Raw genomic sequence first — 22,588 nt, forward strand, 5'->3', positions numbered from 1 at the left:
CCGCTCAGCCGCTCTGCTGGCCGGAAGGCCTGCGCACCAGAGCCGTCAGACGGGCCGCCCAGGACGCCTTGAGGGTCGTCCAGCGGTCGCTCAGGTCCCAGAGCGCGCGGATCGCCGATCGGGGCGCCACCACGGCACGCACGCGCGTGGTCCAGTCGGCCTTCTCCCGCAGGGCGCCCCGGACCTTGCGGACCTCGTCGGCCAGCCCGGCCTCGGCCCTCGGCTCCGGGGCATACAGCACCTGCTCCACGGCGCCCGCGACCCGGTGCACCGCACGGCCCGCCGTGTCGTCGAGCTCGCCGGTCCGGACGATCCGCGCCGCCGCGCGCCGTGGCGTCAGCGCCTCGTCCGGCTCGATGCCGAAGTCCCACGCCGTGTCGGTGAGCTCCCGCCACACCGCCAGGACGTGGCCGGCAGCCGCCTCACCGGCTTCCTGCGCCGGCACGTCCAGCAGCACCGCCGGACCGGCGTCGTCCGCCTGCCGGCCCTCGCCGTCCCTGCGGCGGCCCGGGGGAGCCCCCGACGCCGCGGACGCGGAGTGCTGGGCCGATGCCAGCCGCACCGAACGCCGTCTCAGCCGCCACAGCATCGGCAGCAGCGGCAGAGCGAGCGCCGCGGCCCCCAGCAGCGTCCAGCCGGCGATCTCGTACCACGGGGTACCGCCGTCGTCCTGTCCCGCCTGGTTCACCGGCAGCGCGGCGGCGCAGCCCTCGAGCTTCTTGTCCTCGGCCGAGCAACTGGTGCTCGCCGAGGGCTGGGCCGACGGCGCCGCGTTCGCCGAACGCGAGGCCTGCGGCAGGTCGGGGACCGTCGTGCCCGAGGTGTCCGGCAGCGTGTACGCGGGCGTCGTGCCCCGGGTCGGGGTCGGCTCGAAGCGGGTCCAGCCCACGCCCTCGAAATACAGCTCCGGCCAGGCGTGCGCGTCCTTCAGGCTCACCGCCACCGAGCCGTCCGCCTGCGGGGACCCCGGCGCGAAGCCCACCGCGACCCGCGCCGGTATGCCCAGCGTGCGGGCCATCGCGGCCATCGCGAAGGAGAAGTGCACGCAGAAGCCCTGCTTGTCCCGCAGGAAGCGGGCGATCGCGCCCGGGCCGCTGCCGACCTCGACCTGGGTGTCGTACTCGAAGCCGCCCGTCACCGCGAAGTAGTCCTGGAGCTTGACCGCCTTCTCGTAGTCGCTCGTCGCTCCCTTGGTGATCTCAGAGGCCTGCTCCGCCACCACCTTCGGCAGGGAGTCGGGGACCTTGGTGTAGTCCTTCCGAATCGAGCTGGGCGCCTTGGGAGCCGAGGCCAACTGCTCCGCCGTCGGCTGCACGTCGAGGCTCGTCACCTGGTACGTCTTGCCGCTGGTGTTCTGGCCGTGGTCGCCGACCAGGGTCATCCCGACCGGCTCGTACCGCCAGTTGCCCTTGATCAGCACGCTGCTGGGCGGGTACGGCATCGGCAGCCAGTCCTGCGCATAGCCGGAGGCGGCCACGATCCGGGTCGTGAACTCCGCGCGCTTGACCTGGGGGCCCAGGCCGACAGGCGTGGGGAACTCGTCCGGCACAGCGACGATGTGGCGCTTCGCCGGCTTCCACGTGGTGCCGTCGAAGTCGTCCAGGGACACGATCCGCAGGTACAGGTCCGAGAGGTTGCCGGTGTCGGTGCTCAGGGTCAGGACCGTGCGGTCCTCGTCCATGTTCAGGCTGTCGCGCAGCGACACCAGCGGGTTCACCGCGGAGATCGTGCCCCCGCTGCCGTTGCCCGCGCCGACGCCCGTGCCCGCCCCGTCGAGCAGACCGCCCTGGATCGCCGGCAGCGGCAACAGCGGCACCACCAGGGCGACACCCAGCGCGGCCATGCCGATGCGCCGGCCGGTGCGCACCGGGGCCACCGGCCCGGGCTGCGCACCCGCGGCGCGCGGAACCCCGCCGAAGACCCTCCCCCACTGCGAGAGCCGCTCCCGGCCCTCGGCGAGCAGCAGCATCAGATAGCCGGCGGCGGCGACCAGGAACCACAGCCAGTCGGCCGCCCCGGCGGACAGCCCCGCGGCGACCGAGTACAGCGCCAGCAGCGGCAGCCCCGCCGGCGCCGCGTTGCGGAACGTCACCGCGAGGGTGTCCACCGCCAGGCCGATGATCAGCACCCCGCCGATCACCATCAGCCGGATGCCGTCGGACAACGGGGCCGGGATCGCGTACCGCCCCACGTCGTCGGCGCCCGCCTGGAGCAGGTCGCCGAAGTACCGGAAGGTCTCCGGGACGGGGATCAGACCGGCGAGGGCGTGCTCCCGGGCGAAGACCAGCGTCAGCAGCACCAGCGTGACCAGGGCCTGGGCGGCCACGGTCAGCGGGCGGGCCAACGGCACCCGCCGGGTCACCGCGCCCACCCCGGACTGGATCGCCAGCAGGAACGCCGCCTTCAGGAGCCACGTCGCCGGCTCCACCAGGGGCAGCAGGGCACACGAGGCCATCAGCGTCGCCGCCGCGGAGCACAGCGTCAGTCGAGCCCGCCCGCTCATGCGCTCGCCTCCCCGCCGCTCGCCGCGCCCGCCGTCATCACGCCCGCCCGGTCGCGGTCCGCCTGGCGCCACAGCTCGTTCAGCGAAGCACCCCGCGGCACGCTCAGGGCCGTCCAGCCCGCCTCGCGCAGCATCCGCAGCCGCTCCTCCTGCCTGTTCATCGGATCGGGCCCGCCGTTCGGTTCACGCACCCAGCTGTCGCCGTCCAGGAGGAAGGCGACCGCGCCTCCGCTGCGCTGGCGCATCTTCGCGGCCACCGCCGCCTCCTCCTCGTCGAGATCGCCGAGGAACGCCACCAGCAGCCCCTCGTTGCCGCCGCGCAGCACGTCGTACGCCCGGGACAGGCCCGTGCCGTCGGAGTGGTCGACCACCGCGAGGGTGTCCATCATCAGCCCGGCCGCGTCCGCCGACTCCTGGTTCGCCCCGGCGAACCCGTCGGCGCCCTCGCCGGGCACCGAGTTGCCCGTGTCCGTCAGCAGGCGTACCGAGAAGCCCCGCTCCAGCATGTGCACCAGCACGGACGCGGCGCCCGAGACCGCCCACTCGAAGGCCGAGTCCGGGCCCGCGCCCTGATAGGCCAGGCCCCGGGTGTCCAGGAGCACCGTGCAGCGCGAGCGCTGGGGCTGTTCCTCGCGGCGCACCATCAGCTCGCCGTAGCGCGCGGTGAGGCGCCAGTGCACGCGGCGCAGGTCGTCGCCGTAGCGGTAGCCGCGCGGGATCACGTCGTCCTCGCCGGCCAGCGCGAGCGAGCGCTGCCGCCCGTCGCCGTACCCCTTGGCCTCGCCGGTCAGCCGGACCGGCGACAGCGCCTCGACGCGCGGGATCACCGTCAGCGTGTCGTACGTCGAGAAGGAGCGGGTCAGTTCGCACATGCCGAACGGGTCGTTCAACCGCAGCTGGAGCGGGCCCAGCGGATAGCGGCCGCGCAGGTCGGAGCGGACCCGGTAGGACACCTCGCGGCGGCCGCCCGCCTCCACCCGGTCCAGGACGAAGCGGGGGCGCGGGCCGAGTACATACGGCACCCGGTCCTGGAGCATCAGCAGGCCGGTCGGCAGCCGCGAGACGTTGTCCATCCGCAGATGGACGCGGGCCTCGCTGCCGGCGGGCACGCGCGCGGGAGACAGCCGGCGGCTGCCGGCCACCCGGTAGCGGGTGCGGTAGACGACGGCCGCGCAGATCAGCGGCAGCGCGGCCAGCAGCATCCCGACCCGCAGCAGATCGGGCTGTCCCAGCACATAGGCGCAGATGGCAGCCGCGATGCCGGCGGCCAGGAAGGAGCGGCCGCGGGTGGTCAGCCCGGCCAGGGCCGTCCGCGCGCCGCTCTTCAAGCCCTCGCCGCGGCCGGTCGAGGGCTGTCCGGTCCCCCCGGTGGTCATCACAGCCTCCGCGGCTGCTGCTGGCCGTACGCCTGTGTGCCGTGGCCCAGCCCGTACCCGTGCTGCTGGGGGGTGGCCGGCACCGGGGTGCGCTGGATGATGTCCTCGACGACCTGCTCGGCCGTGCGGCGGTTCAGCTGGGCCTGCGCGGTGGGCAGCAGACGGTGGGCCAGGACGGCCACGGCGAGGTTCTGGACGTCGTCGGGCAGCGCGTAGTCCCGGCCGCTGAGGGCGGCGGTCGCCTTGGCGGCGCGCACCAGATGCAGCGTCGCGCGCGGGGAGGCGCCGAGTCTGAGGTCGGGATGGGTGCGCGTGGCTGTGACCAGGTCGACCGCGTAGCGGCGGACCGAGTCGGCGACGTGTACGCCGCGGACGGCGTCGATCAGCTTCACGATCTCGTGCGCGTGGGCGACCGGCTGGAGATCGTCCAGGGGGTTGACCCCGCCGTGCACGTCGAGCATCTGTAGCTCGGCCTCGGGGCTCGGGTAACCGATGGAGACGCGGGCCATGAAGCGGTCGCGCTGCGCCTCGGGCAGCGGGTAGGTGCCCTCCATCTCGACCGGGTTCTGCGTGGCCACCACCATGAACGGGCTGGGCAGCTCGTACGTCGTCCCGTCGATGGTGACCTGGCGCTCCTCCAATGACTCCAGGAGCGCCGACTGCGTCTTGGGCGAGGCGCGGTTGATCTCGTCGCCGATCACGATCTGCGAGAAGATCGCGCCCGGCTTGAACTCGAAGTCCCGGCGCTGCTGGTCCCAGATGGAGACACCGGTGATGTCCGAGGGCAGCAGGTCGGGCGTGAACTGGATACGGCGCACCGAGCAGTCGATGGACTTCGCCAGCGCCTTGGCGAGCATCGTCTTGCCGACGCCCGGCACGTCCTCGATCAGCAGATGCCCCTCGGCGAGGAGCACGGTCAGCGAAAGCCGTACGACCTCGGGCTTGCCCTCGATCACTCCCTCCACCGAACTGCGGACACGCTCCACAGTGGCGGTCAGATCTGTGAGGCTCGCTCGCTCGTCATAGGTCGTCACCCGGCCCTCCTCGGCCCAAAACTTTCTCCGGGCCGACGCTCTGTGCGGCAAACCGGCCCACCCCGAATCACGGACGCCGTTCGCAAAGTGCTCAGCGTGGCGTCACACCCGCATTCTTGCTGCCGTTACCGATTCGTGTCACTCGCCTGTGGACAACTGTCCGTGATATGTCGGTGTTATGGCTGTTTGGGTGTCCGAGGGGCGGAAATCAACAGCGAAATGACAGTGGTCACGAGGGGTCGATCTCGCGCAACAGGCCCGTCTTCACGTCGAACACGAAGCCCCGCACGTCGTCGGTGTGCATCAGGAACGGCGAGGTGCGCACCCGCTGCATCGACTGCCGGACGTCCTGGTCGACGTCCCGGAAGGCCTCCACGGCCCAGGCCGGACGCTGACCGACCTCCATCTCCAGCTCGGTACGGAACTCCTCGGTGATCGCCTCCAGACCGCAGCCGGTGTGATGGATCAGTACGACGCTGCGGGTACCCAACTTGCGCTGACTGATGGTGAGCGAGCGGATCACGTCGTCGGTGACCACGCCGCCCGCGTTGCGGATGGTGTGGCAGTCGCCGAGCTCCAGGCCCAGCGCGGCGTGCAGGTCGAGCCGGGCGTCCATGCAGGCCACGACGGCCACGTGCAGGACGGGACGGGCGTCCATGCCGGGATCGGTGAAGGCGGCGGCGTACCGCCCGTTCGCGTCGACGAGCCGGTCGGTCACGGTGCCGCCGCGTATGGCGCTTTCGGACTCTGCGGGTACGGATGCGGAAGTCGTCATAACCATGACGTTACTGGTCACACGCCGTGCGGGCCTGCTGTGAGAAGGGAAAAAGAGCGTCATCACGCATGTTTTGTGAGGTAGGCCACCCCCGCTCGGCGACGCGCAGGCCGGTTGATTGACCGCGAGACACCGTGGACTAAAGTGGCGCGAAGCGGGAGGCGGCCATCTCTTTGGCGATCTCAACGCTGGATTCCAACCCGCGCCGGCAGGCCTTCCCCTCACCGGAGGGCGGGGACCGGTGGTGCGTACCCCCGCCGGATCTGAGAGGGCCCCTTGAGCCAGAGTCGACATGTCCCGGTGATGCTCCAGCGGTGCCTGGACCTGTTGGCTCCCGCCCTGCAGCGGCCGGGAGCGGTGGTCGTCGACTGCACGCTCGGTCTGGGCGGCCACAGCGAGGCCCTGCTGACGCAGTTCCCCGAGGCCCGGCTCGTCGCCCTCGACCGCGACAAGGAGGCCCTGCGCCTGTCCGGTGAGCGCCTCGCCCCCTTCGGTGAGCGCGCCACCCTCGTGCACGCCGTCTACGACGAACTCCCCGACGTCCTGGACCGGCTCGGCCTCGCGCGCGTGCAGGGCGTCCTGTTCGACCTCGGCGTCTCCTCGATGCAGCTCGACGAGGCCGACCGCGGCTTCGCCTACGCCCAGGACGCCCCCCTCGACATGCGCATGGACCAGACGACCGGCATCAGCGCCGCCGAGGTCCTCAACACCTACCCGCCCGGCGAACTCGTCCGGATCCTGCGGGCGTACGGCGAGGAGAAGCAGGCCAAGCGGATCGTCTCCGCGATCGTGCGCGAGCGCGACAAGGAGCCGTTCACCAACAGCGCGCGCCTCGTGGAGCTGATCCGGGGCGCGCTGCCGCAGGCCGCCAAGCGCACCGGCGGCAACCCCGCCAAGCGCACCTTCCAGGCGCTGCGCATCGAGGTCAACGGCGAACTCTCCGTCCTGGAGCGGGCGATCCCGGCCGCCGTGCAGGCACTCGACGTGGGCGGCCGGATCGCCGTCCTGTCGTACCACTCGCTCGAAGACCGGCTGGTCAAGCAGGTGTTCGCGGCCGGCGCCGCCAACACCGCGCCCCCCGGGCTGCCCGTCGTGCCCGAGCGCTACCAGCCCCGGCTCAAGCTGCTCACCCGTGGTGCCGAACTTCCCACCGAGGAAGAGGTCGCCGAGAACCGGCGCGCCGCCCCGGCGCGACTGCGCGGGGCCGAGCGAATCAGGGAGTCCATCGAATGACGGGCGTGAGCCGAGGGTCCGCAATTCCACCCGGGGGTGGGCGTGTGAACAGGAAACCCGAACTGAAGGGGAGGGCCGCCCGGCTCGCGCGGCTCTTCCCGGCCGGCCCGCAGCAGGCGGCCCGCACTCCGTTCGTCCTCCTCGTCGTGCTCCTCCTCGGCGGCGGCCTCATCGGACTGCTCGTGATGAACTCCGCGCTCAGCGAGGGCTCGTTCAAGAAGGACGACCTCCAGAAGGACACCAAGAGCCTCACCGACGAGGAGCAGGCGCTCCAGCGGGACATCGACTCCTACTCCGCCCCGGACGCCCTCCAGCGCCGCGCACGCGAACTCGGCATGATCCCCGGTGGGGACCCGGCCTTCCTGAACCCCGACGGCACCGTGAAGGGCGTCCCCTCGGCCGCCGCCCAGCAGTCCTCGCAGGACGCTCCGGCCGTCGTACGGCCGCCGGAGGCCATCACGCTCTCCCAGACGATCGCGTCGCCGTCCCCCACGACCCCCACCACCTCCGCGCCGAGCGATCCTCCGGCCCAGAGCACCGCCCCGACCTCAGCCGCCCCCGAGACCCCCGGCAGGTGACGGAAGTGTCCGACAGGGAACCGCCACGCCGGCGCGTGCCCGGCCCCGCCCGGCCCGCCCGCCCCGCCTCCGCCCAGCGGCGCCCGGGCCCCGGCGCCCGCCCGGCCCGCCGTCCGACCGCCCCCGGCCCCCGCCCCGCGCCCGCGCGCGTGCTCCGGCTCGGCAGCCCCCGCCCCCGGCTGCGCATGGTGGGCCTCGCGCTCGCCCTGGTCCTGCTCGCCTTCATCGTCCGCCTGCTCCAGGTGCAGGCCGTCGACGCGAGCACCTACACCGCCAAGGCCGAGCAGAACCGGTACATCGGCCGGGTGCTGCCCGCCGAGCGCGGCGAGATCACCGACCGCAGCGGCATCTCCTTCGCGACCAGCGAGGACGCCTACGACATCACGGCCGACCCCACGATGTTCAACCGCAAGCAGCTGAAGGTCGGCGACGGCCCCGAGCAGGCGGCCGCGCTCCTCGCGCCGATCCTCGGCCAGGAGCAGTCCGCGCTCGTGCGCAAGCTGCGGCCCAAGGACCCGACCGCGCGGTACACGATGCTCGCCGGCCGGCAGACCCCGCAGGTCTGGAAGCAGATCAAGGATCTGAAGTCGGCGCTCGCCACGAAGGCGGAGACGGACAGCTCCACGGTCAACGTCCTCGCGGGCGTCCTCGCCGTCCCCAGCACCAAGCGCGTGTACCCCAACGGCGAGCTCGCCGCCGGGATACTGGGCTGGGTCAACGCCGACGGCAAGGGCGGCGGCGGCATCGAACAGCAGCTGAACGCGACTTTGGCCGGCCAGGACGGCAAGATCCGCTACGCCCAGTCCGGTGGGCGGCAGGTGCCCACCGCGGGCTCCACCGAGACCCCCGCGGTGCCCGGCTCCGACGTCGAGCTGACGATCGACCGGGACATCCAGTGGGCCGCGCAGAACGCCATCACCGAGCAGGTGAAGGAGTCCGCGGCGGACCGCGGCTACGTCATCGTCCAGGACACCCGCACCGGCCAGATCCTCGCCATGGCCAACTCGCCCGGCTTCGACCCCAATGACCTTGCCCAGGCCCACGCCACGGACCTGGGCAACGCCGCCGTCCAGGACGCCTACGAGCCCGGCTCCACCGCCAAGGTCATGTCGATGGCCGCCGTCCTGGAGGAGAACGCGGCGACGCCGTTGACGCACGTCACCGTGCCCAACCGGCTGCACCGCGGCGACCGGCTCTTCCAGGACGACATCGACCACCCCACCTGGTACCTCACCCTCAACGGCGTGCTCGCCAAGTCCAGCAACATCGGCACCATCCTGGCCACCGGCCAACTCGGCAGGACGCAGGCCGAGGCCAACCGCGTCCTCTACTCCTACCTGCGCAAGTTCGGCATCGGCGGCCCCACCGGGCTCGGCTTCCCCGGCGAGACCAAGGGGATTCTCGCCGCGCCCGCCGCGTGGTCGACCTCGCAGCAGTACACGATTCCCTTCGGCCAGGGCATGTCCGTGAGCGCGCTCCAGGCGGCCTCCGTGTACTCGACGATCGCCAACGGCGGCGTCCGCGTCGAACCCACCCTGGTGCGCGGCACCAAGGGGCCGGACGGCCGTTTCATCCCCGCCGAGGCACCCGCCACGTCCCGTGTCGTCAGCCAGAAGACGGCGAAGACCCTCGCCCAGATGCTGGAGTCGGTCGTGGACGACGAACAGGGCACCGGCGCCAAGGCGCGCATCCCCGGCTACCGCGTCGCGGGCAAGACCGGCACCGCCAACCGCGTGGATCCGGCCACCGGCACCTACAAGGGCTACACGTCGTCGTTCGCCGGGTTCGCGCCGGCCGACAGCCCCCGGGTCACCGTGTACTGCGCCATCCAGAACGCCACCAAGGGCAGTTACTTCGGCGGCCAGATCTGCGGTCCCGTCTTCAAGCAGGTCATGGAGTTCGCCCTGAAGACCCTGCAGATCCCCCCGACCGGCGCGAAGGCCGCGAACCTCCCGGTCTCCTTCACGCCCTGACCGCCCGCACCTTTTGTCCCCCGTCCGCCTCCGACCCCCGCCCGCCACTGTTCAGCGCCGAACAAGCCAGGAACCGATCCGTGACCATGATCACTCCCGACCCCGGGAATCACGCACCGCCCGCGGCGCCCCGTGCGCCCTCGCTTCGCCCGCAGGGCGGTGCGCCCGGTACGCTCACCGCCGTGCCACACGCTGATCAGTCCCAAACCACCCAGAAGGGCGCTTCCGTGACGAATCCGGGACCGCCCCGGCCGGCCCAGGTCTCCGCCACACCCCTCGCGGAACTCGCCGATCAGCTGGATGTCGAGCAGCCGGAGAGTGCCGCCGCCGAGGTCACGGGCATCACCCACGACTCGCGCGCGGTCCGCCCCGGTGACGTGTACGCCGCCCTCCCGGGCGCCCGTCTGCACGGTGCCGACTTCGTCATGCAGGCCGCGGGCCTCGGCGCGGTCGCCGTCCTGACCGACCCCACCGGCGCCGAGCGCGCCGCCGCGACCGGCCTGCCGGTCCTGGTGGTCGACGACCCGCGCGGGCGGATGGGCGAACTGGCGGCCACCATCTACGGCCACCCCGGCCGCGACCTGCTGCAGATCGGCATCACCGGCACCTCGGGCAAGACCACCACCGCCTACCTCGTCGAGGGCGGCCTGAAGTCCGTCAGATCCACCGGGCTCATCGGCACCGTCGAGATGCGCATCGGCGACGAGCGCATCAAGTCCGAGCGCACCACCCCCGAAGCCACCGACCTCCAGGCCCTGTTCGCCGTCATGCGCGAGCGTGGTGTCGAAGCGGTCGCCATGGAGGTCTCCAGCCACGCGCTGGTCCTCGGCCGGGTCGACGGCTGCGTCTTCGACATCGCCGTCTTCAACAACCTCAGCCCGGAGCACATGGAGTTCCACTCCGGCATGGAGGACTACTTCCAGGCCAAGGCACAGCTGTTCACCCGGAAACGCAGCAAACGCGGCGTGGTCAACTTCGACGACGAGTACGGCCGCCGGCTGGTCCAGGAGGCCGAGGTCCCCGTCGTCACCTTCTCCGCCGAGGGCCACCCCGACGCCGACTGGCGCGCCGTGGACGTCGAGATCGGCCCGATGGACTCGACGTTCACCGTCGTCGGCCCCGAGGGGGTGCGGATCGCGGCCAGGTCGCCGCTGCCGGGCTCCTTCAACGTGGCGAACACGCTCGCCGCGATCGTCTCCCTCGCGGCGGCCGGCCTCGACCCGCAGACCGCCGCCGACGGCGTCGCCGCCGTGCCGGGCGTGCCGGGCCGCCTGGAGCGCGTGGATGCCGGGCAGGACTACCTCGCGGTCGTCGACTACGCCCACAAGACGGACGCCGTCGAGTCGGTCCTGAAGGCGCTGCGCAAGGTCACCAAGGGCCGGCTGCACGTCGTCCTCGGCTGCGGCGGCGACCGGGACCGCAGCAAGCGCGCCCCGATGGGCGCCGCCGTCGCACGGCTCGCCGACACCGCCGTGCTGACCTCCGACAACCCCCGCTCCGAGGACCCCCTCGCGATCCTCGCGACCATGCTCGAGGGCGCGGCGTCCGTGCCCGCGCACGAGCGCGGCGAGGTGCTGCTGTTCGAGGACCGGGCCGCCGCGATCGCCGCCGTCGTCGCCCGCGCGCACGCCGGGGACACCGTGCTGGTCGCGGGCAAGGGCCATGAGCAGGGCCAGGACATCGCCGGCGTCGTCCGTCCGTTCGACGACCGCCAGGTGCTTCGCGAAGCTATCCAGCAGACCCAGGGATGAACTTGTGATCGCCCTCTCCCTCGCCGAGATCGCAGCAGTCGTCGGCGGGCAGACGCACGACATACCGGATCCGTCCGCGCAGGTCACCGGACCGGTCGTCCGGGACTCCCGCGAGGTGGAGCCCGGCAGCCTCTTCGTCGCCTTCGTCGGCGAACACGTGGACGGCCACGACTACGCGGCCGCGGTCGTCGAGGCGGGAGCGGCGGCCGTACTGGCCTCGCGGCCCGTCGGCGTCCCCGCGATCGTCGTGGACGACGTCCAGGCGGCGCTCGGCGCCCTCGCCCGGCACGTCGTGCACAAGCTCGGCACGACGCTCGTCGCGCTCACCGGCTCGGCCGGCAAGACCAGCACCAAGGACCTCATCGCCCAGGTCCTGCGGCGCAAGGCGCCGACCGTCTTCACACCGGGCTCGCTCAACAACGAGATCGGGCTCCCGCTGACCGCCCTGTCCGCCACCGAGGAGACGAAGTTCCTCGTGCTGGAGATGGGCGCCCGCGGCATCGGGCACATCCGCTATCTCGCCGATCTGACGCCCCCGAAGGTCGGCCTCGTCCTCAACGTCGGCACCGCCCACATCGGCGAGTTCGGCGGCCGCGAACAGATCGCACAGGCAAAGGGCGAGCTCGTCGAGAGCCTCCCGCCGGCGAGCGAGGGCGGCACGGCGATCCTCAACGCCGACGACCCGTTGGTCCGGGCCATGGCCTCCCGTACGCAGGCGAAGGTGGTCCTTTTCGGAGAGTCCGGCGAAGCGGACGTACGCGCCGAGAACGTACGACTCACGGACAGCGGACAGCCCGTCTTCAGCCTTCGCACACCCTCCGGGTGCAGCGATGTGACCATGCGCCTGTACGGTGAGCACCACGTGTCGAACGCGCTCGCCGCGGCCGCCGTCGCCCATGAGCTGGGCATGTCCGTGGAAGAGATCGCCACCGCACTCTCCGAGGCGGGCTCCCTCTCCCGCTGGCGGATGGAGGTCGCCGAGCGCCCGGACGGCGTGACGATCGTCAACGACGCCTACAACGCGAACCCCGAGTCCATGCGAGCCGCTCTGCGCGCGCTGGCGGCCATGGGCAGGGGGCGGCGGACCTGGGCGGTGCTCGGCAAGATGGCCGAGCTCGGGGACGAGGCGCTCGCCGAGCACGACGCGGTCGGACGGCTCGCCGTCCGGCTCAATGTCGGCAAGCTCGTCGCGGTCGGGGGCAGGGAAGCCTCCTGGCTGCAACTGGGCGCATATAACGAGGGTTCGTGGGGTGAGGAGTCGGTGCACGTGTCCGACGCACAGGCGGCGGTCGACCTGTTGCGCAGCGAGTTGCGCCCGGGGGACGTCGTGCTCGTGAAGGCGTCCCGTTCGGTCGGCCTCGAGAGCGTCGCGCAGGCGCTGCTCGCGACCGGCGCCGAGGGTGAGGTCGCCGCCCGATGATGAATCAGATCCTGTTCGCGGGTGTGATCGGCCTCTTCCTGACGCTGGTCGGCACGCCACTGCTGATCAAGCTGCTGGCGCGCAAGGGCTACGGCCAGTACATCCGCGACGACGGCCCGCGCGAGCATGCCAGCAAGCGCGGTACGCCGACCATGGGCGGTATCGCCTTCATCCTCGCGACGGTCGCCGCGTACTTCCTGTCCAAGGTGATCACGGGCAAGCCGCCGACCTACTCGGGTCTGCTGGTGCTGGGCCTGATGTGCGGCATGGGCCTGGTCGGCTTCCTCGACGACTACATCAAGATCGTCAAGCGACGTTCGCTGGGTCTGCGGGCCAAGGCGAAGATGGCCGGCCAGCTGATCGTCGGCATCGCCTTCGCGGTGCTGTCGCTGCAGTTCTCCGACAACCGGGGCAACACGCCCGCCTCCACCAAGCTGTCGTTCATCACGGACTTCGGCTGGACGATCGGCCCGGTGCTGTTCGTCGTCTGGGCGCTGTTCATGATCCTGGCGATGTCCAACGGCGTGAACCTGACGGACGGTCTGGACGGCCTCGCCACCGGCGCCTCCGTCCTCGTCTTCGGCGCGTACACGTTCATCGGCGTCTGGCAGTTCCAGGAGTCCTGCGCCAACGGCGAGACGCTGACCAACCCCAGCGCCTGTTACGAGGTGCGCGACCCGCTGGACCTCGCGGTCATCGCCTCCGCGCTGATGGGCGCCTGCCTCGGCTTCCTGTGGTGGAACACGTCGCCGGCCAAGATCTTCATGGGCGACACCGGTTCGCTGGCGCTCGGCGGCGTCCTCGCGGGCCTCGCGATCTGCTCCCGCACCGAGCTGCTGATCGCCCTCCTCGGCGGCCTGTTCGTGCTGATCACCATGTCGGTGGTCATCCAGGTCGGCTCCTTCAAGCTCACCGGAAAGCGCGTCTTCCGGATGGCGCCACTCCAGCACCACTTCGAACTCAAGGGCTGGTCCGAGGTCCTGGTGGTGGTCCGCTTCTGGATCATCCAGGGCATCTGTGTGATCGTCGGACTGGGCCTCTTCTACGCGGGATGGGCAGCGGACAAGTGACCGACTGGCAGGGGAAGAACGTCACCGTCGCCGGGCTCGGCGTCTCCGGCATCCCGGCGGCCAAGGCGCTGCACGGGCTCGGCGCGAACGTCACGGTCGTCAACGACGGCGACGACGCACGCGCGCGTGAACAGGCCGCCGAGCTCCGGGCCCTGGGCGTCACCGTGCGCCTCGGCGACGGGGCGACCCTGCCCGAAGGCACCGAACTCGTCGTCACCGCACCCGGCTGGAAGCCCGACAAGCCCCTGTTCACGGCCGCACGCGAAGCCGGTGTGCCGGTCTGGGGCGACGTCGAACTGGCCTGGCGGCTCAGGGGACCCGACGCGGCCCCCTGGCTGTGCGTCACCGGCACCAACGGCAAGACGACCACCACCCAGATGCTGGCGTCGATCCTGAAGGCGGCCGGCCTGCGCACGGCGGCCGTCGGCAACATCGGAGTCTCCCTGCTGGACGCCGTCCTCGGCGAGGAGCGCCACGACGTCCTCGCCGTGGAACTGTCCAGCTACCAGCTGCACTGGGCGCCCTCGCTGCGCGCCCACTCCGCCGCCGTCCTCAACCTCGCCCCCGACCACCTCGACTGGCACGGCTCCATGGAGGCGTACGCCAAGGACAAGGGCCGTATCTACGAGGGCAATCGGGTCGCCTGCGTCTACAACGTCGCCGACAAGGCCACCGAGGACCTGGTGCGCGAGGCGGACGTCGAGGAGGGCTGCCGGGCCATCGGCTTCACCCTCGGCGCGCCCGCCCCGTCCCAACTCGGCGTGGTGGACGGCGTCCTGGTCGACCGCGCCTTCGTCGAGAACCGGCAGAAGAACGCCCAGGAGCTCGCCGAGGTCTCCGACGTCAACCCGCCCGCCCCGCACAACATCGCCAACGCCCTTGCCGCGGCGGCCCTCGCCCGCGCCTTCGGGGTGCCCCCCAAGGCAGTCCGGGACGGCCTGCGGGCCTTCACCCCCGACGCCCACCGCATCGCCCTCGTGGCGGACCTGGACGGCGTCGCCTACGTCGACGACTCCAAGGCCACCAACACGCACGCGGCACAAGCCTCGTTGGCCGCGTACGAGTCGATCGTCTGGATCGCGGGCGGTCTCGCCAAGGGCGCGACCTTCGACGAGCTGGTCGCGAGGTCGGCAAAGCGACTTCGCGGAGTCGTGCTCATCGGCGCCGATCGCGCCCTGATCCGTGAAGCCCTGGCGCGACACGCCCCGGAAGTACCCGTCGTCGACCTCGACCGGACCGACACTGGGGCGATGCTCGCGGCTGTCCAGGAGGCCCGGCGCCTCGCAGTCGAAGGCGACACGGTGCTGCTCGCCCCGGCCTGCGCCTCCATGGATATGTTCGTCAACTACAACCAGCGCGGTGACGCGTTCGCATCGGCGGTTGGCGAACTCGGAACCTGACCCGGCCGCCTGCCGGGCGACCTTGGGAGGGACGCGTGGGACCGTCACGGCCGACGTACGGCGCAGCGACCGGGTACAGCGCCCGCGCCGCGCACAGCGGAGCTGCGGATGCCCGGTAGCCGTACCGGGCGTCCGCCCGTCCAGCGGACCGTCCGCAGACCCGCCGTCTCCCGGCCGCGCCGCGACAACCCCCTGCGGCGGCTGTACACGCGTGCGCAAAGGGCCTGGGACCGGCCGCTGACCGCGTACTACCTGATCTTCGGCGGCAGCCTGCTGATCACCGTGCTGGGCCTGGTGATGGTCTACTCGGCCTCCCAGATCACCGCGCTGCAGATGTCGTTGCCGGGATCGTTCTTCTTCCGCAAACAGTTCCTGGCCGCCGCCATCGGGGCCGTGCTGCTGTTGGTCGCCTCCCGGATGCCGGTGAAGCTGCACCGGGCGCTGGCCTACCCGATCCTCGCCGGGGCCGTCTTCCTGATGGCCCTGGTACAGGTGCCGGGGATAGGGATGTCGGTCAACGGCAACCAGAACTGGATCTCGCTCGGCGGTTCCTTCCAGATCCAGCCCAGCGAGTTCGGCAAGCTCGCGCTGGTGCTCTGGGGCGCCGACCTGCTCGCCCGAAAACAGGACAAGAAGCTGCTCACGCAGTGGAAGCACATGCTGGTGCCCCTGGTGCCGGTCGCGTTCATGCTGCTCGGCCTGATCATGCTCGGCGGCGACATGGGCACGGCGATCATCCTCACGGCGATCCTGTTCGGCCTGTTGTGGCTGGCGGGGGCGCCCACCCGGCTCTTCGTCGGGGTGCTGTCGATCGCCGCCACCCTCGGCGTGATCCTCATCAGGACCAGCCCGAACCGCATGGCCCGACTGCAATGCATCGGCGCGACCGACCCCGGGCCGGGTGACGCCTGCTGGCAGGCCGTGCACGGGATCTACGCCCTGGCCTCGGGCGGGATCTTCGGCTCCGGGCTCGGCGCGAGTGTGGAGAAATGGGGGCAACTCCCCGAAGCGCACACCGACTTCATCTTCGCCGTCACCGGTGAGGAACTGGGCCTGGCGGGGACGCTGTCGGTGCTCGCCCTGTTCGCGGCTCTAGGCTATGCGGGTATCCGCGTGGCCGGACGCACGGAGGACCCCTTCGTGAGGTATGCCGCGGGAGGCGTGACCACCTGGATCACCGCTCAGGCGGTGATCAACATCGGTGCGGTGCTCGGCCTGCTGCCGATCGCCGGCGTCCCGCTCCCGCTGTTCTCCTACGGGGGTTCCGCCCTGCTGCCGACCATGTTCGCCATCGGGTTGCTGATCGCCTTCGCACGCGACGAGCCCGCTGCGCGGGCGTCGCTTGCGATGCGACAACCCCGTTTTGGTAGAAAACGGGGGGCGGGGGGCTCTGCCCGGTCCAAAAGGCCGGCCGGAGTCTCCCGGAGATGGAACACGATGCGACGGCGTGCCTCGGCGGCGCGCCCGTCCGGAGAGCGGTGAATTTCGGTGCATGTCGTACTCGCTGGTGGGGGGACCGCCGGCCACATCGAGCCCGCGCTCGCCCTCGCGGACGCCCTGCGCAGGCAGGACCCCTCGGTGGGGATCACGGCCCTGGGCACGGAGCGCGGCCTGGAGACCACGCTCGTTCCGCAGCGCGGCTACGAGCTCGCGCTGATCCCCGCCGTGCCGCTGCCGCGCAAGCCCACCCCCGAGCTGATCACCGTCCCGGGCCGGCTGCGCGGCACGATCAAGGCCGCCGAGCAGATCCTGGAGCGCACCCGGGCGGACGCCGTCGTCGGCTTCGGCGGTTACGTGGCCCTGCCCGGCTACCTCGCGGCCAAGCGCCTCGGGGTGCCGATCGTGGTGCACGAGGCCAACGCCCGCCCCGGCCTGGCCAACAAGATCGGCTCGCGCTACGCGGCCCGGGTCGCCGTCTCCACGCCCGACAGCAAGCTCCGGGACGCCCGCTACATCGGCATCCCGCTGCGCCGCTCCATCGCCACCCTGGACCGCGCCGCCATGCGTCCCGAGGCCCGGCACATGTTCGGCCTCGACCCCAACCTGCCCACGCTGCTGGTCTCCGGCGGCTCGCAGGGCGCCCGCCGCCTCAACGAGGTGGTCCAGCAGGTCGCGCCCTGGCTGCAGCAGGCCGGCATCCAGATCCTGCACGCGGTCGGCCCGAAGAACGAACTGCCGCACGTACAGCAGATGCCGGGAATGCCCCCCTACATCCCGGTACCGTACGTGGACCGGATGGACCTCGCGTACGCCGCCGCCGACATGATGCTCTGCCGCGCGGGCGCGATGACCGTCGCCGAACTCTCCGCCGTCGGGCTCCCGGCCGCCTACGTCCCGCTGCCCATCGGCAACGGCGAACAGCGGCTGAACGCCCAGCCGGTGGTCAAGGCGGGCGGCGGACTGCTGGTCGACGACGCGGAACTGACCCCCGAGTGGGTCCGGGAGACCGTCCTGCCCGTCCTCGCCGACCCGCACCGGCTGTACGAGATGTCCCGCGCGGCCAGTGAGTTCGGTCGCCGGGACGCCGACGACCTGCTCGTCGGCATGGTGTACGAGGCGATCGCGGCCTCTCGTGCACACCGATAGGCGCGGGTGACGAAAGGACAGGGAGCGTGGCCGGATCCGCCACCGCCGAGCGCGGGGCACGCCAGCAGGAGTCGTCCGGCCCGCCTCTCGTCCGGCGGTTGGGGCCACGCCGACTTCGTATGATCATCGTTCTCGCGCTGGTCGTCGTGCTCCTCGGCGCGGGCGCGGTCTGGGTGTTGTACGGCTCGCCGTGGCTGCGGGTGGAGCGCGTCACGGCCTCCGGTACGAGCGTGCTGACGCCGCAGCAGGTGCGCGAAGCCGCCGACGTGCCGGTCGGATCGCCGTTGATCTCCGTCGACACCGATGCGATCGAAGCCCGACTTCGTACGGAACTGCCCCGAATCGACTCGGTCGACGTGGTTCGTTCCTGGCCCCATGGAATCGGCCTGAAAGTGACCGAGCGTACGCCGGTCCTGCTGGTCCGAAAAGGGGCGAAGTTCGTGGAAGTGGACGACGAAGGCGTCCGTTTCGCCACGGTTTCCGCGGCCCCGAAAGGCGTTCCGCTTCTCGAAATGGCCGTTTCCTCCTCGCGTTCGGCCGCCGCGAGCCTGCGCCGCTTCGGCGAGGACCGACTGGTACGGGAGGCGGTGAAGGCGGCCGGCTCCCTTCCGGCCGCCGTCACGCGGGAGACCCGGCTGGTCAAGGTCCGTTCCTACGACGACATCTCGCTGGAGTTGGGCGGCGGCCGCACGGTCGCGTGGGGGAGTGCCGAGAAGGGCGCTGCGAAGGGCCGCGCACTCACCGCTCTCATGAAAGCCGCCCCGGCCGCACGGCACTTCGATGTCAGCGCTCCCACCGCCCCTGCGTCATCGGGGAGTTGACGCACATCCGCGCAGGCCAGCACCCTGGTTGGGCAGCGACACGGCTGATCACATAGGGTGAAAAGAAAAACGGGAGGTTCGGCGTGTTCGTTGAACGGGCGCCACTTGTCGACTTAGTGTCCTGTTCAGAAGACTTCAAGGAACAGACACACTGGTAACCCTAAACTTCAGCGTTAGGGTTCGGGTCGGCGAAACGGACCGTCCCATTCGGCATCAGTCGTCGGATCGCATCACCTGTGAGGCGACGACACGTAACTCGAGGCGAGAGGCCTTCGACGTGGCAGCACCGCAGAACTACCTCGCAGTCATCAAAGTCATCGGTGTCGGCGGCGGTGGTGTCAATGCCATCAACCGGATGATCGAGGTCGGTCTCAAGGGCGTCGAGTTCATCGCCATCAACACCGACGCGCAGGCGCTGTTGATGAGCGACGCCGACGTCAAACTCGACGTCGGCCGCGAACTGACCCGCGGACTCGGCGCCGGCGCCAACCCGGCCGTCGGCCGCAAGGCCGCCGAGGACCACCGCGAGGAGATCGAGGAGGTCCTCAAGGGGGCCGACATGGTCTTCGTGACGGCCGGTGAAGGCGGCGGCACCGGCACCGGCGGCGCGCCCGTCGTGGCCAACATCGCCCGCTCCCTGGGCGCCCTCACCATCGGCGTGGTCACCCGCCCGTTCACCTTCGAGGGCCGGCGCCGCGCCAACCAGGCCGAGGACGGCATCGCCGAACTCCGCGAAGAGGTCGACACCCTCATCGTCATCCCCAACGACCGGCTGCTGTCCATCTCGGACCGCCAGGTCTCGGTCCTGGACGCCTTCAAGTCGGCCGACCAGGTCCTGCTCTCCGGCGTCCAGGGCATCACCGACCTGATCACCACCCCCGGTCTGATCAACCTCGACTTCGCCGACGTCAAGTCGGTCATGTCCGAGGCGGGTTCCGCCCTCATGGGCATCGGCTCGGCCCGCGGCGACGACCGCGCGGTGGCCGCCGCCGAGATGGCGATCTCCTCGCCGCTCCTGGAGGCCTCCATCGACGGCGCCCGGGGCGTCCTGCTCTCCATCTCCGGCGGCTCCGACCTCGGCCTGTTCGAGATCAACGAGGCCGCCCAGCTGGTCAGCGAGGCCGCCCACCCCGAGGCCAACATCATCTTCGGCGCGGTCATCGACGACGCGTTGGGCGACGAGGTCCGGGTCACCGTCATCGCGGCCGGCTTCGACGGGGGCCAGCCCCCGGCCCGCCGGGAGACCGTCATGGGCTCCTCGTCGGCCTCTGCCCGCCGCGACGATCCCACTCCGGTACGGCAGCCCGAGAGCCGGCCGTCCTTCGGTTCGCTCGGCAGCGTGACGCCCAAGGAGGAGCCGGAGCCGGCGCCCGAGCCGGTGGCCGACCTCCCGGTCTCCCCGCCGGTGCCGCCGTCGCGGACCTACTCGGACAGCGCCGCCGAGGAACTGGACGTCCCGGACTTCCTGAAGTGATAGGACAGCGCGAGAGCGTGAGCGGCGCGCACTTCGCCTTCACCGACCGGTGGGGCGGGGTGAGCGCCGCTCCGTATGCGGAGCTCAACCTCGGCGGAGCGGTGGGCGACGACGCCGAGGCCGTACGCACCAATCGTGAACTGGCGGCCAAGTCGCTGGGCCTGGACCCCGGCCTGGTCGTCTGGATGAACCAGGTGCACGGCATCGACGTCGCCGAGGTCGACGGACCGTGGACCACCCCGCTCACCCCGCCGGTCGACGGCCTGGTGACCGCGACCCGCGGACTCGCCCTCGCCGTGCTGACGGCGGACTGTGTGCCCGTCCTGCTCGCCGACCCCGTCGCCGGGGTGGTCGCGGCCGCACACGCCGGGCGGCCCGGCATGGTCAAGGGGATCGTGCCCGCCGCGATCGACGCGATGGAGTCGCTCGGCGCCGACCCCGCCCGGATCGTCGCCCGCACCGGACCCGCCGTCTGCGGCCGGTGCTACGAGGTGCCGGAGACGATGCGCGCCGAGGTGGCCGCCGTGGAGCCGGCGGCGCACGCCGAGACGAGCTGGGGCACCCCCGCCGTCGACGTCACCGCCGGAGTGCATGCGCAGCTCGACCGGCTCGGAGTGCACGACCGGGAGCGGTCGCCGGTGTGCACCCGGGAGTCGGAGGACCACTTCTCGTACCGCCGCGAGAGCACCACGGGGCGACTCGCGGGATATGTCTGGCTGGACTGATCGGACATGACGGACCGTAAGGACGAACTCGCCGGAAATCTGGCGAAGGTGGAGGAACGCATCGCTGCCGCGTGCGCGGCCGCCGGGCGGAGGCGGGAGGAGGTGACCCTGATCGTGGTCACCAAGACCTACCCGGCGAGCGATGTGCGGATCCTGTCGGAACTCGGCGTGCGCCATGTCGCCGAGAACAAGGACCAGGACGCGGCGCCCAAGGCCGCCGACTGCTCGAACCTGCCCCTTCAGTGGCACTTCGTCGGCCAGTTGCAGACCAACAAGGTGCGATCCGTGGTCGGTTACGCGGATGTCGTGCAGTCCGTCGACCGCGCCAGGCTGGTGACGGCCCTGTCGAAGGAGGCCGTGCGCGCCGCGCGCGAGGTGGGCTGCCTGATCCAGGTGGCCCTCGACGCCGGGGACAGCGAGCGGGGTGAGCGGGGTGGTGTGGCCCCCGGCGGCGTCGAGGAGTTGGCCGCTCTGGTCGCCGGCTCCCCGGGGCTGCGGCTCGACGGACTGATGACCGTCGCACCCCTGACCGGGGAGTACGCGGGGCGCCAACGAGCGGCGTTCGGGCGGTTGATGGATTTGTCGACTGACCTGCGCCGAGCCCATCCGGCTGCGAACATGGTGTCGGCAGGGATGAGTGCGGACCTCGAGGAGGCCGTGGCGGCCGGAGCGACACATGTACGCGTAGGCACCGCGGTACTCGGAGTCCGCCCCAGGCTCGGGTAACGTCGCCAGGAAGTCGGACCACAGCAGAAAATATGGTCATTACCGCCGAAAGGCGGGTATAACGGCCACGTGGATCGCGGGACTTGGCAGTCGGAAGTCGATCCACCACAGAGCGGAGGACTCAGAGCATGGCCGGCGCGATGCGCAAGATGGCGGTCTACCTCGGCCTCGTGGAGGACGATGGGTACGACGGCCGGGGATTCGATCCCGACGACGACTTCGAACCCGAGCTCGATCCCGAGCCCGAGCGGGACCACCGGCGGCACGAGCCGGCCCACCAGTCCCATGGTGCACATCAGTCCCAAAGGGACGAAGAGGTGCGAATCGTGCAGCCGCCCGCACCCCGTGAGCCGGTGGCCCGGTCGGCTTCGCTCGCCGCGGAATCCGGGCGTCCGGCGCGGATCGCGCCCGTGGCATCCATCACACAAGAACGTCAGTCCCTGGAGAAGAACGCACCGGTGATCATGCCCAAGGTCGTGTCGGAACGAGAGCCGTACCGGATCACCACACTTCACCCCCGGACCTACAACGAGGCCCGTACCATCGGGGAACACTTCCGTGAGGGCACCCCGGTGATCATGAATCTGACTGAGATGGATGACACAGACGCGAAGCGACTTGTCGACTTTGCGGCTGGTTTGGTGTTTGGTCTTCACGGCAGCATCGAGCGGGTGACGCAGAAGGTGTTCCTGTTGTCGCCTGCTAACGTCGATGTCACGGCGGAGGACAAGGCCCGCATCGCAGAGGGCGGGTTCTTCAACCAGAGCTGAGACGCAAGACCGGAAAAGCAGTACAGAGCAGTACAGATCAGCAGCACGGAACAGGGGAGAGGGAAGCACCGAACATGAGCGTGGTCCTGGATGTCGTCTACATCGCGCTGATGGTCTTCCTCATCGTGCTCATCTTCCGGTTGGTCATGGACTACGTCTTTCAGTTCGCCCGCTCATGGCAGCCCGGCAAGGCGATGGTGGTCGTTCTGGAGGCCACCTACACTGTCACCGATCCACCGCTCAAGCTTCTGCGGCGGGTAATCCCGCCGTTGCGTCTCGGGGGCGTGGCGCTCGACCTGTCCTTCTTCGTACTGATGATCATCGTCTACATCCTGATCTCGATCGTGAGCCGGCTGTGAGCGATGTGAACTAC

Annotated in this window: 19 protein-coding genes; 15 read left to right on the plus strand and 4 right to left on the minus strand. The window is 70.9% G+C overall.

All coding sequences use genetic code 11. From position 1 onward, the window contains the following. Positions 1-4 precede the first annotated feature (4 nt). The 4 genes from B5557_RS33115 to B5557_RS33130 form a co-directional block, all read right to left on the minus strand. On the minus strand, positions 5-2,503 hold the full coding sequence (locus B5557_RS33115; protein ID WP_079665139.1) for a transglutaminase TgpA family protein: 2,499 nt from the start codon (positions 2,501-2,503) through the stop codon (positions 5-7). Beyond that, complete coding sequence (locus tag B5557_RS33120) at positions 2,500-3,879, minus strand: DUF58 domain-containing protein (protein WP_079662905.1); 1,380 nt, start codon at positions 3,877-3,879, stop codon at positions 2,500-2,502. The genes B5557_RS33115 and B5557_RS33120 overlap by 4 nt, the downstream gene beginning before the upstream one ends. After that, the gene (locus tag B5557_RS33125) at positions 3,879-4,913 is read right to left on the minus strand and encodes an AAA family ATPase (RefSeq protein ID WP_079662906.1); all 1,035 of its coding nucleotides are present in this window, start codon (positions 4,911-4,913) and stop codon (positions 3,879-3,881) included. Before B5557_RS33125 ends, B5557_RS33120 begins: the two co-directional genes overlap by 1 nt. Before the next feature lie 229 nt (positions 4,914-5,142). Beyond that, positions 5,143-5,751 carry a beta-class carbonic anhydrase gene (locus B5557_RS33130; RefSeq protein WP_079662907.1) on the minus strand — a complete coding sequence of 203 codons (609 nt, stop codon included), beginning with the start codon at positions 5,749-5,751 and terminating at the stop codon, positions 5,143-5,145. 213 nt (positions 5,752-5,964) lie between these two features. Between B5557_RS33130 and rsmH the strand changes: the two genes are divergently transcribed. From rsmH to B5557_RS33205, 15 genes are all read left to right on the plus strand, one after another. Then, positions 5,965-6,921, plus strand: coding sequence for a 16S rRNA (cytosine(1402)-N(4))-methyltransferase RsmH (rsmH, locus tag B5557_RS33135; protein WP_079662908.1), 957 nt, complete (start codon positions 5,965-5,967; stop codon positions 6,919-6,921). 44 nt (positions 6,922-6,965) lie between these two features. After that, entirely contained in the window at positions 6,966-7,499 is a 534-nt protein-coding gene (locus B5557_RS33140) for a septum formation initiator family protein (RefSeq protein ID WP_079662909.1), read from the plus strand. A gap of 5 nt (positions 7,500-7,504) precedes the next feature. Then, positions 7,505-9,472 carry a peptidoglycan D,D-transpeptidase FtsI family protein gene (locus B5557_RS33145; RefSeq protein WP_269460190.1) on the plus strand — a complete coding sequence of 656 codons (1,968 nt, stop codon included), beginning with the start codon at positions 7,505-7,507 and terminating at the stop codon, positions 9,470-9,472. An 80-nt stretch (positions 9,473-9,552) separates the two neighbouring features. Continuing rightward, complete coding sequence (locus B5557_RS33150; protein WP_443031294.1) at positions 9,553-11,223, plus strand: UDP-N-acetylmuramoyl-L-alanyl-D-glutamate--2,6-diaminopimelate ligase; 1,671 nt, start codon at positions 9,553-9,555, stop codon at positions 11,221-11,223. A 4-nt stretch (positions 11,224-11,227) separates the two neighbouring features. Continuing rightward, a complete protein-coding gene (locus tag B5557_RS33155; protein ID WP_079662912.1) occupies positions 11,228-12,643 on the plus strand; it encodes a UDP-N-acetylmuramoyl-tripeptide--D-alanyl-D-alanine ligase in 1,416 nt (471 codons plus the stop codon). After that, positions 12,640-13,713, plus strand: a complete 1,074-nt coding sequence (gene mraY, locus B5557_RS33160) for a phospho-N-acetylmuramoyl-pentapeptide-transferase (RefSeq protein ID WP_079662913.1) — start codon at positions 12,640-12,642, stop codon at positions 13,711-13,713. The genes B5557_RS33155 and mraY overlap by 4 nt, the downstream gene beginning before the upstream one ends. Next, positions 13,695-15,113, plus strand: a complete 1,419-nt coding sequence (murD, locus tag B5557_RS33165) for a UDP-N-acetylmuramoyl-L-alanine--D-glutamate ligase (protein ID WP_079662914.1) — start codon at positions 13,695-13,697, stop codon at positions 15,111-15,113. Before mraY ends, murD begins: the two co-directional genes overlap by 19 nt. 108 nt (positions 15,114-15,221) lie before the next feature. Continuing rightward, the gene (gene ftsW, locus B5557_RS33170; protein WP_079662915.1) at positions 15,222-16,595 is read left to right on the plus strand and encodes a putative lipid II flippase FtsW; all 1,374 of its coding nucleotides are present in this window, start codon (positions 15,222-15,224) and stop codon (positions 16,593-16,595) included. 6 nt (positions 16,596-16,601) lie between these two features. Continuing rightward, entirely contained in the window at positions 16,602-17,699 is a 1,098-nt protein-coding gene (murG, locus tag B5557_RS33175; protein ID WP_079662916.1) for an undecaprenyldiphospho-muramoylpentapeptide beta-N-acetylglucosaminyltransferase, read from the plus strand. 26 nt (positions 17,700-17,725) lie between these two features. Continuing rightward, positions 17,726-18,520 (plus strand): cell division protein FtsQ/DivIB, encoded by a 795-nt coding sequence (locus B5557_RS33180; RefSeq protein ID WP_079662917.1) that lies wholly within the window; start codon positions 17,726-17,728, stop codon positions 18,518-18,520. A gap of 277 nt (positions 18,521-18,797) precedes the next feature. Beyond that, positions 18,798-19,994, plus strand: coding sequence for a cell division protein FtsZ (gene ftsZ / locus B5557_RS33185; protein WP_079662918.1), 1,197 nt, complete (start codon positions 18,798-18,800; stop codon positions 19,992-19,994). Further along, positions 19,991-20,719: a peptidoglycan editing factor PgeF gene (gene pgeF / locus B5557_RS33190; protein WP_079662919.1), complete on the plus strand. Its 729-nt coding sequence runs from the start codon at positions 19,991-19,993 to the stop codon at positions 20,717-20,719. The genes ftsZ and pgeF overlap by 4 nt, the downstream gene beginning before the upstream one ends. A 6-nt stretch (positions 20,720-20,725) precedes the next feature. After that, entirely contained in the window at positions 20,726-21,445 is a 720-nt protein-coding gene (locus B5557_RS33195; RefSeq protein WP_079662920.1) for a YggS family pyridoxal phosphate-dependent enzyme, read from the plus strand. 128 nt (positions 21,446-21,573) lie between these two features. After that, the gene (locus tag B5557_RS33200) at positions 21,574-22,215 is read left to right on the plus strand and encodes a cell division protein SepF (RefSeq protein WP_079662921.1); all 642 of its coding nucleotides are present in this window, start codon (positions 21,574-21,576) and stop codon (positions 22,213-22,215) included. 74 nt (positions 22,216-22,289) lie between these two features. Next, positions 22,290-22,574 (plus strand): YggT family protein, encoded by a 285-nt coding sequence (locus B5557_RS33205; protein ID WP_020129925.1) that lies wholly within the window; start codon positions 22,290-22,292, stop codon positions 22,572-22,574. Positions 22,575-22,588: the final 14 nt, after the last annotated feature.

It is taken from the genome of Streptomyces sp. 3214.6, assembly GCF_900129855.1.
GTDB classification, from domain to species: Bacteria; Actinomycetota; Actinomycetes; order Streptomycetales; family Streptomycetaceae; genus Streptomyces; species Streptomyces soliscabiei.

Coding starts and splice junctions, on each gene's coding strand:
- B5557_RS33115 (WP_079665139.1), bottom strand. CDS start 2,503: ATGAGCGGGCGGGCTCGACTGACGCTGTGCTCCGCGGCGGCGACGCTG.
- B5557_RS33120 (WP_079662905.1), bottom strand. CDS start 3,879: ATGACCACCGGGGGGACCGGACAGCCCTCGACCGGCCGCGGCGAGGGC.
- B5557_RS33130 (WP_079662907.1), bottom strand. CDS start 5,751: ATGACGCTCTTTTTCCCTTCTCACAGCAGGCCCGCACGGCGTGTGACC.
- mraY (WP_079662913.1), top strand. CDS start 12,640: ATGATGAATCAGATCCTGTTCGCGGGTGTGATCGGCCTCTTCCTGACG.
- murD (WP_079662914.1), top strand. CDS start 13,695: ATGGGCAGCGGACAAGTGACCGACTGGCAGGGGAAGAACGTCACCGTC.
- ftsW (WP_079662915.1), top strand. CDS start 15,222: ATGCCCGGTAGCCGTACCGGGCGTCCGCCCGTCCAGCGGACCGTCCGC.
- B5557_RS33195 (WP_079662920.1), top strand. CDS start 20,726: ATGACGGACCGTAAGGACGAACTCGCCGGAAATCTGGCGAAGGTGGAG.
- B5557_RS33200 (WP_079662921.1), top strand. CDS start 21,574: ATGGCCGGCGCGATGCGCAAGATGGCGGTCTACCTCGGCCTCGTGGAG.
- B5557_RS33205 (WP_020129925.1), top strand. CDS start 22,290: ATGAGCGTGGTCCTGGATGTCGTCTACATCGCGCTGATGGTCTTCCTC.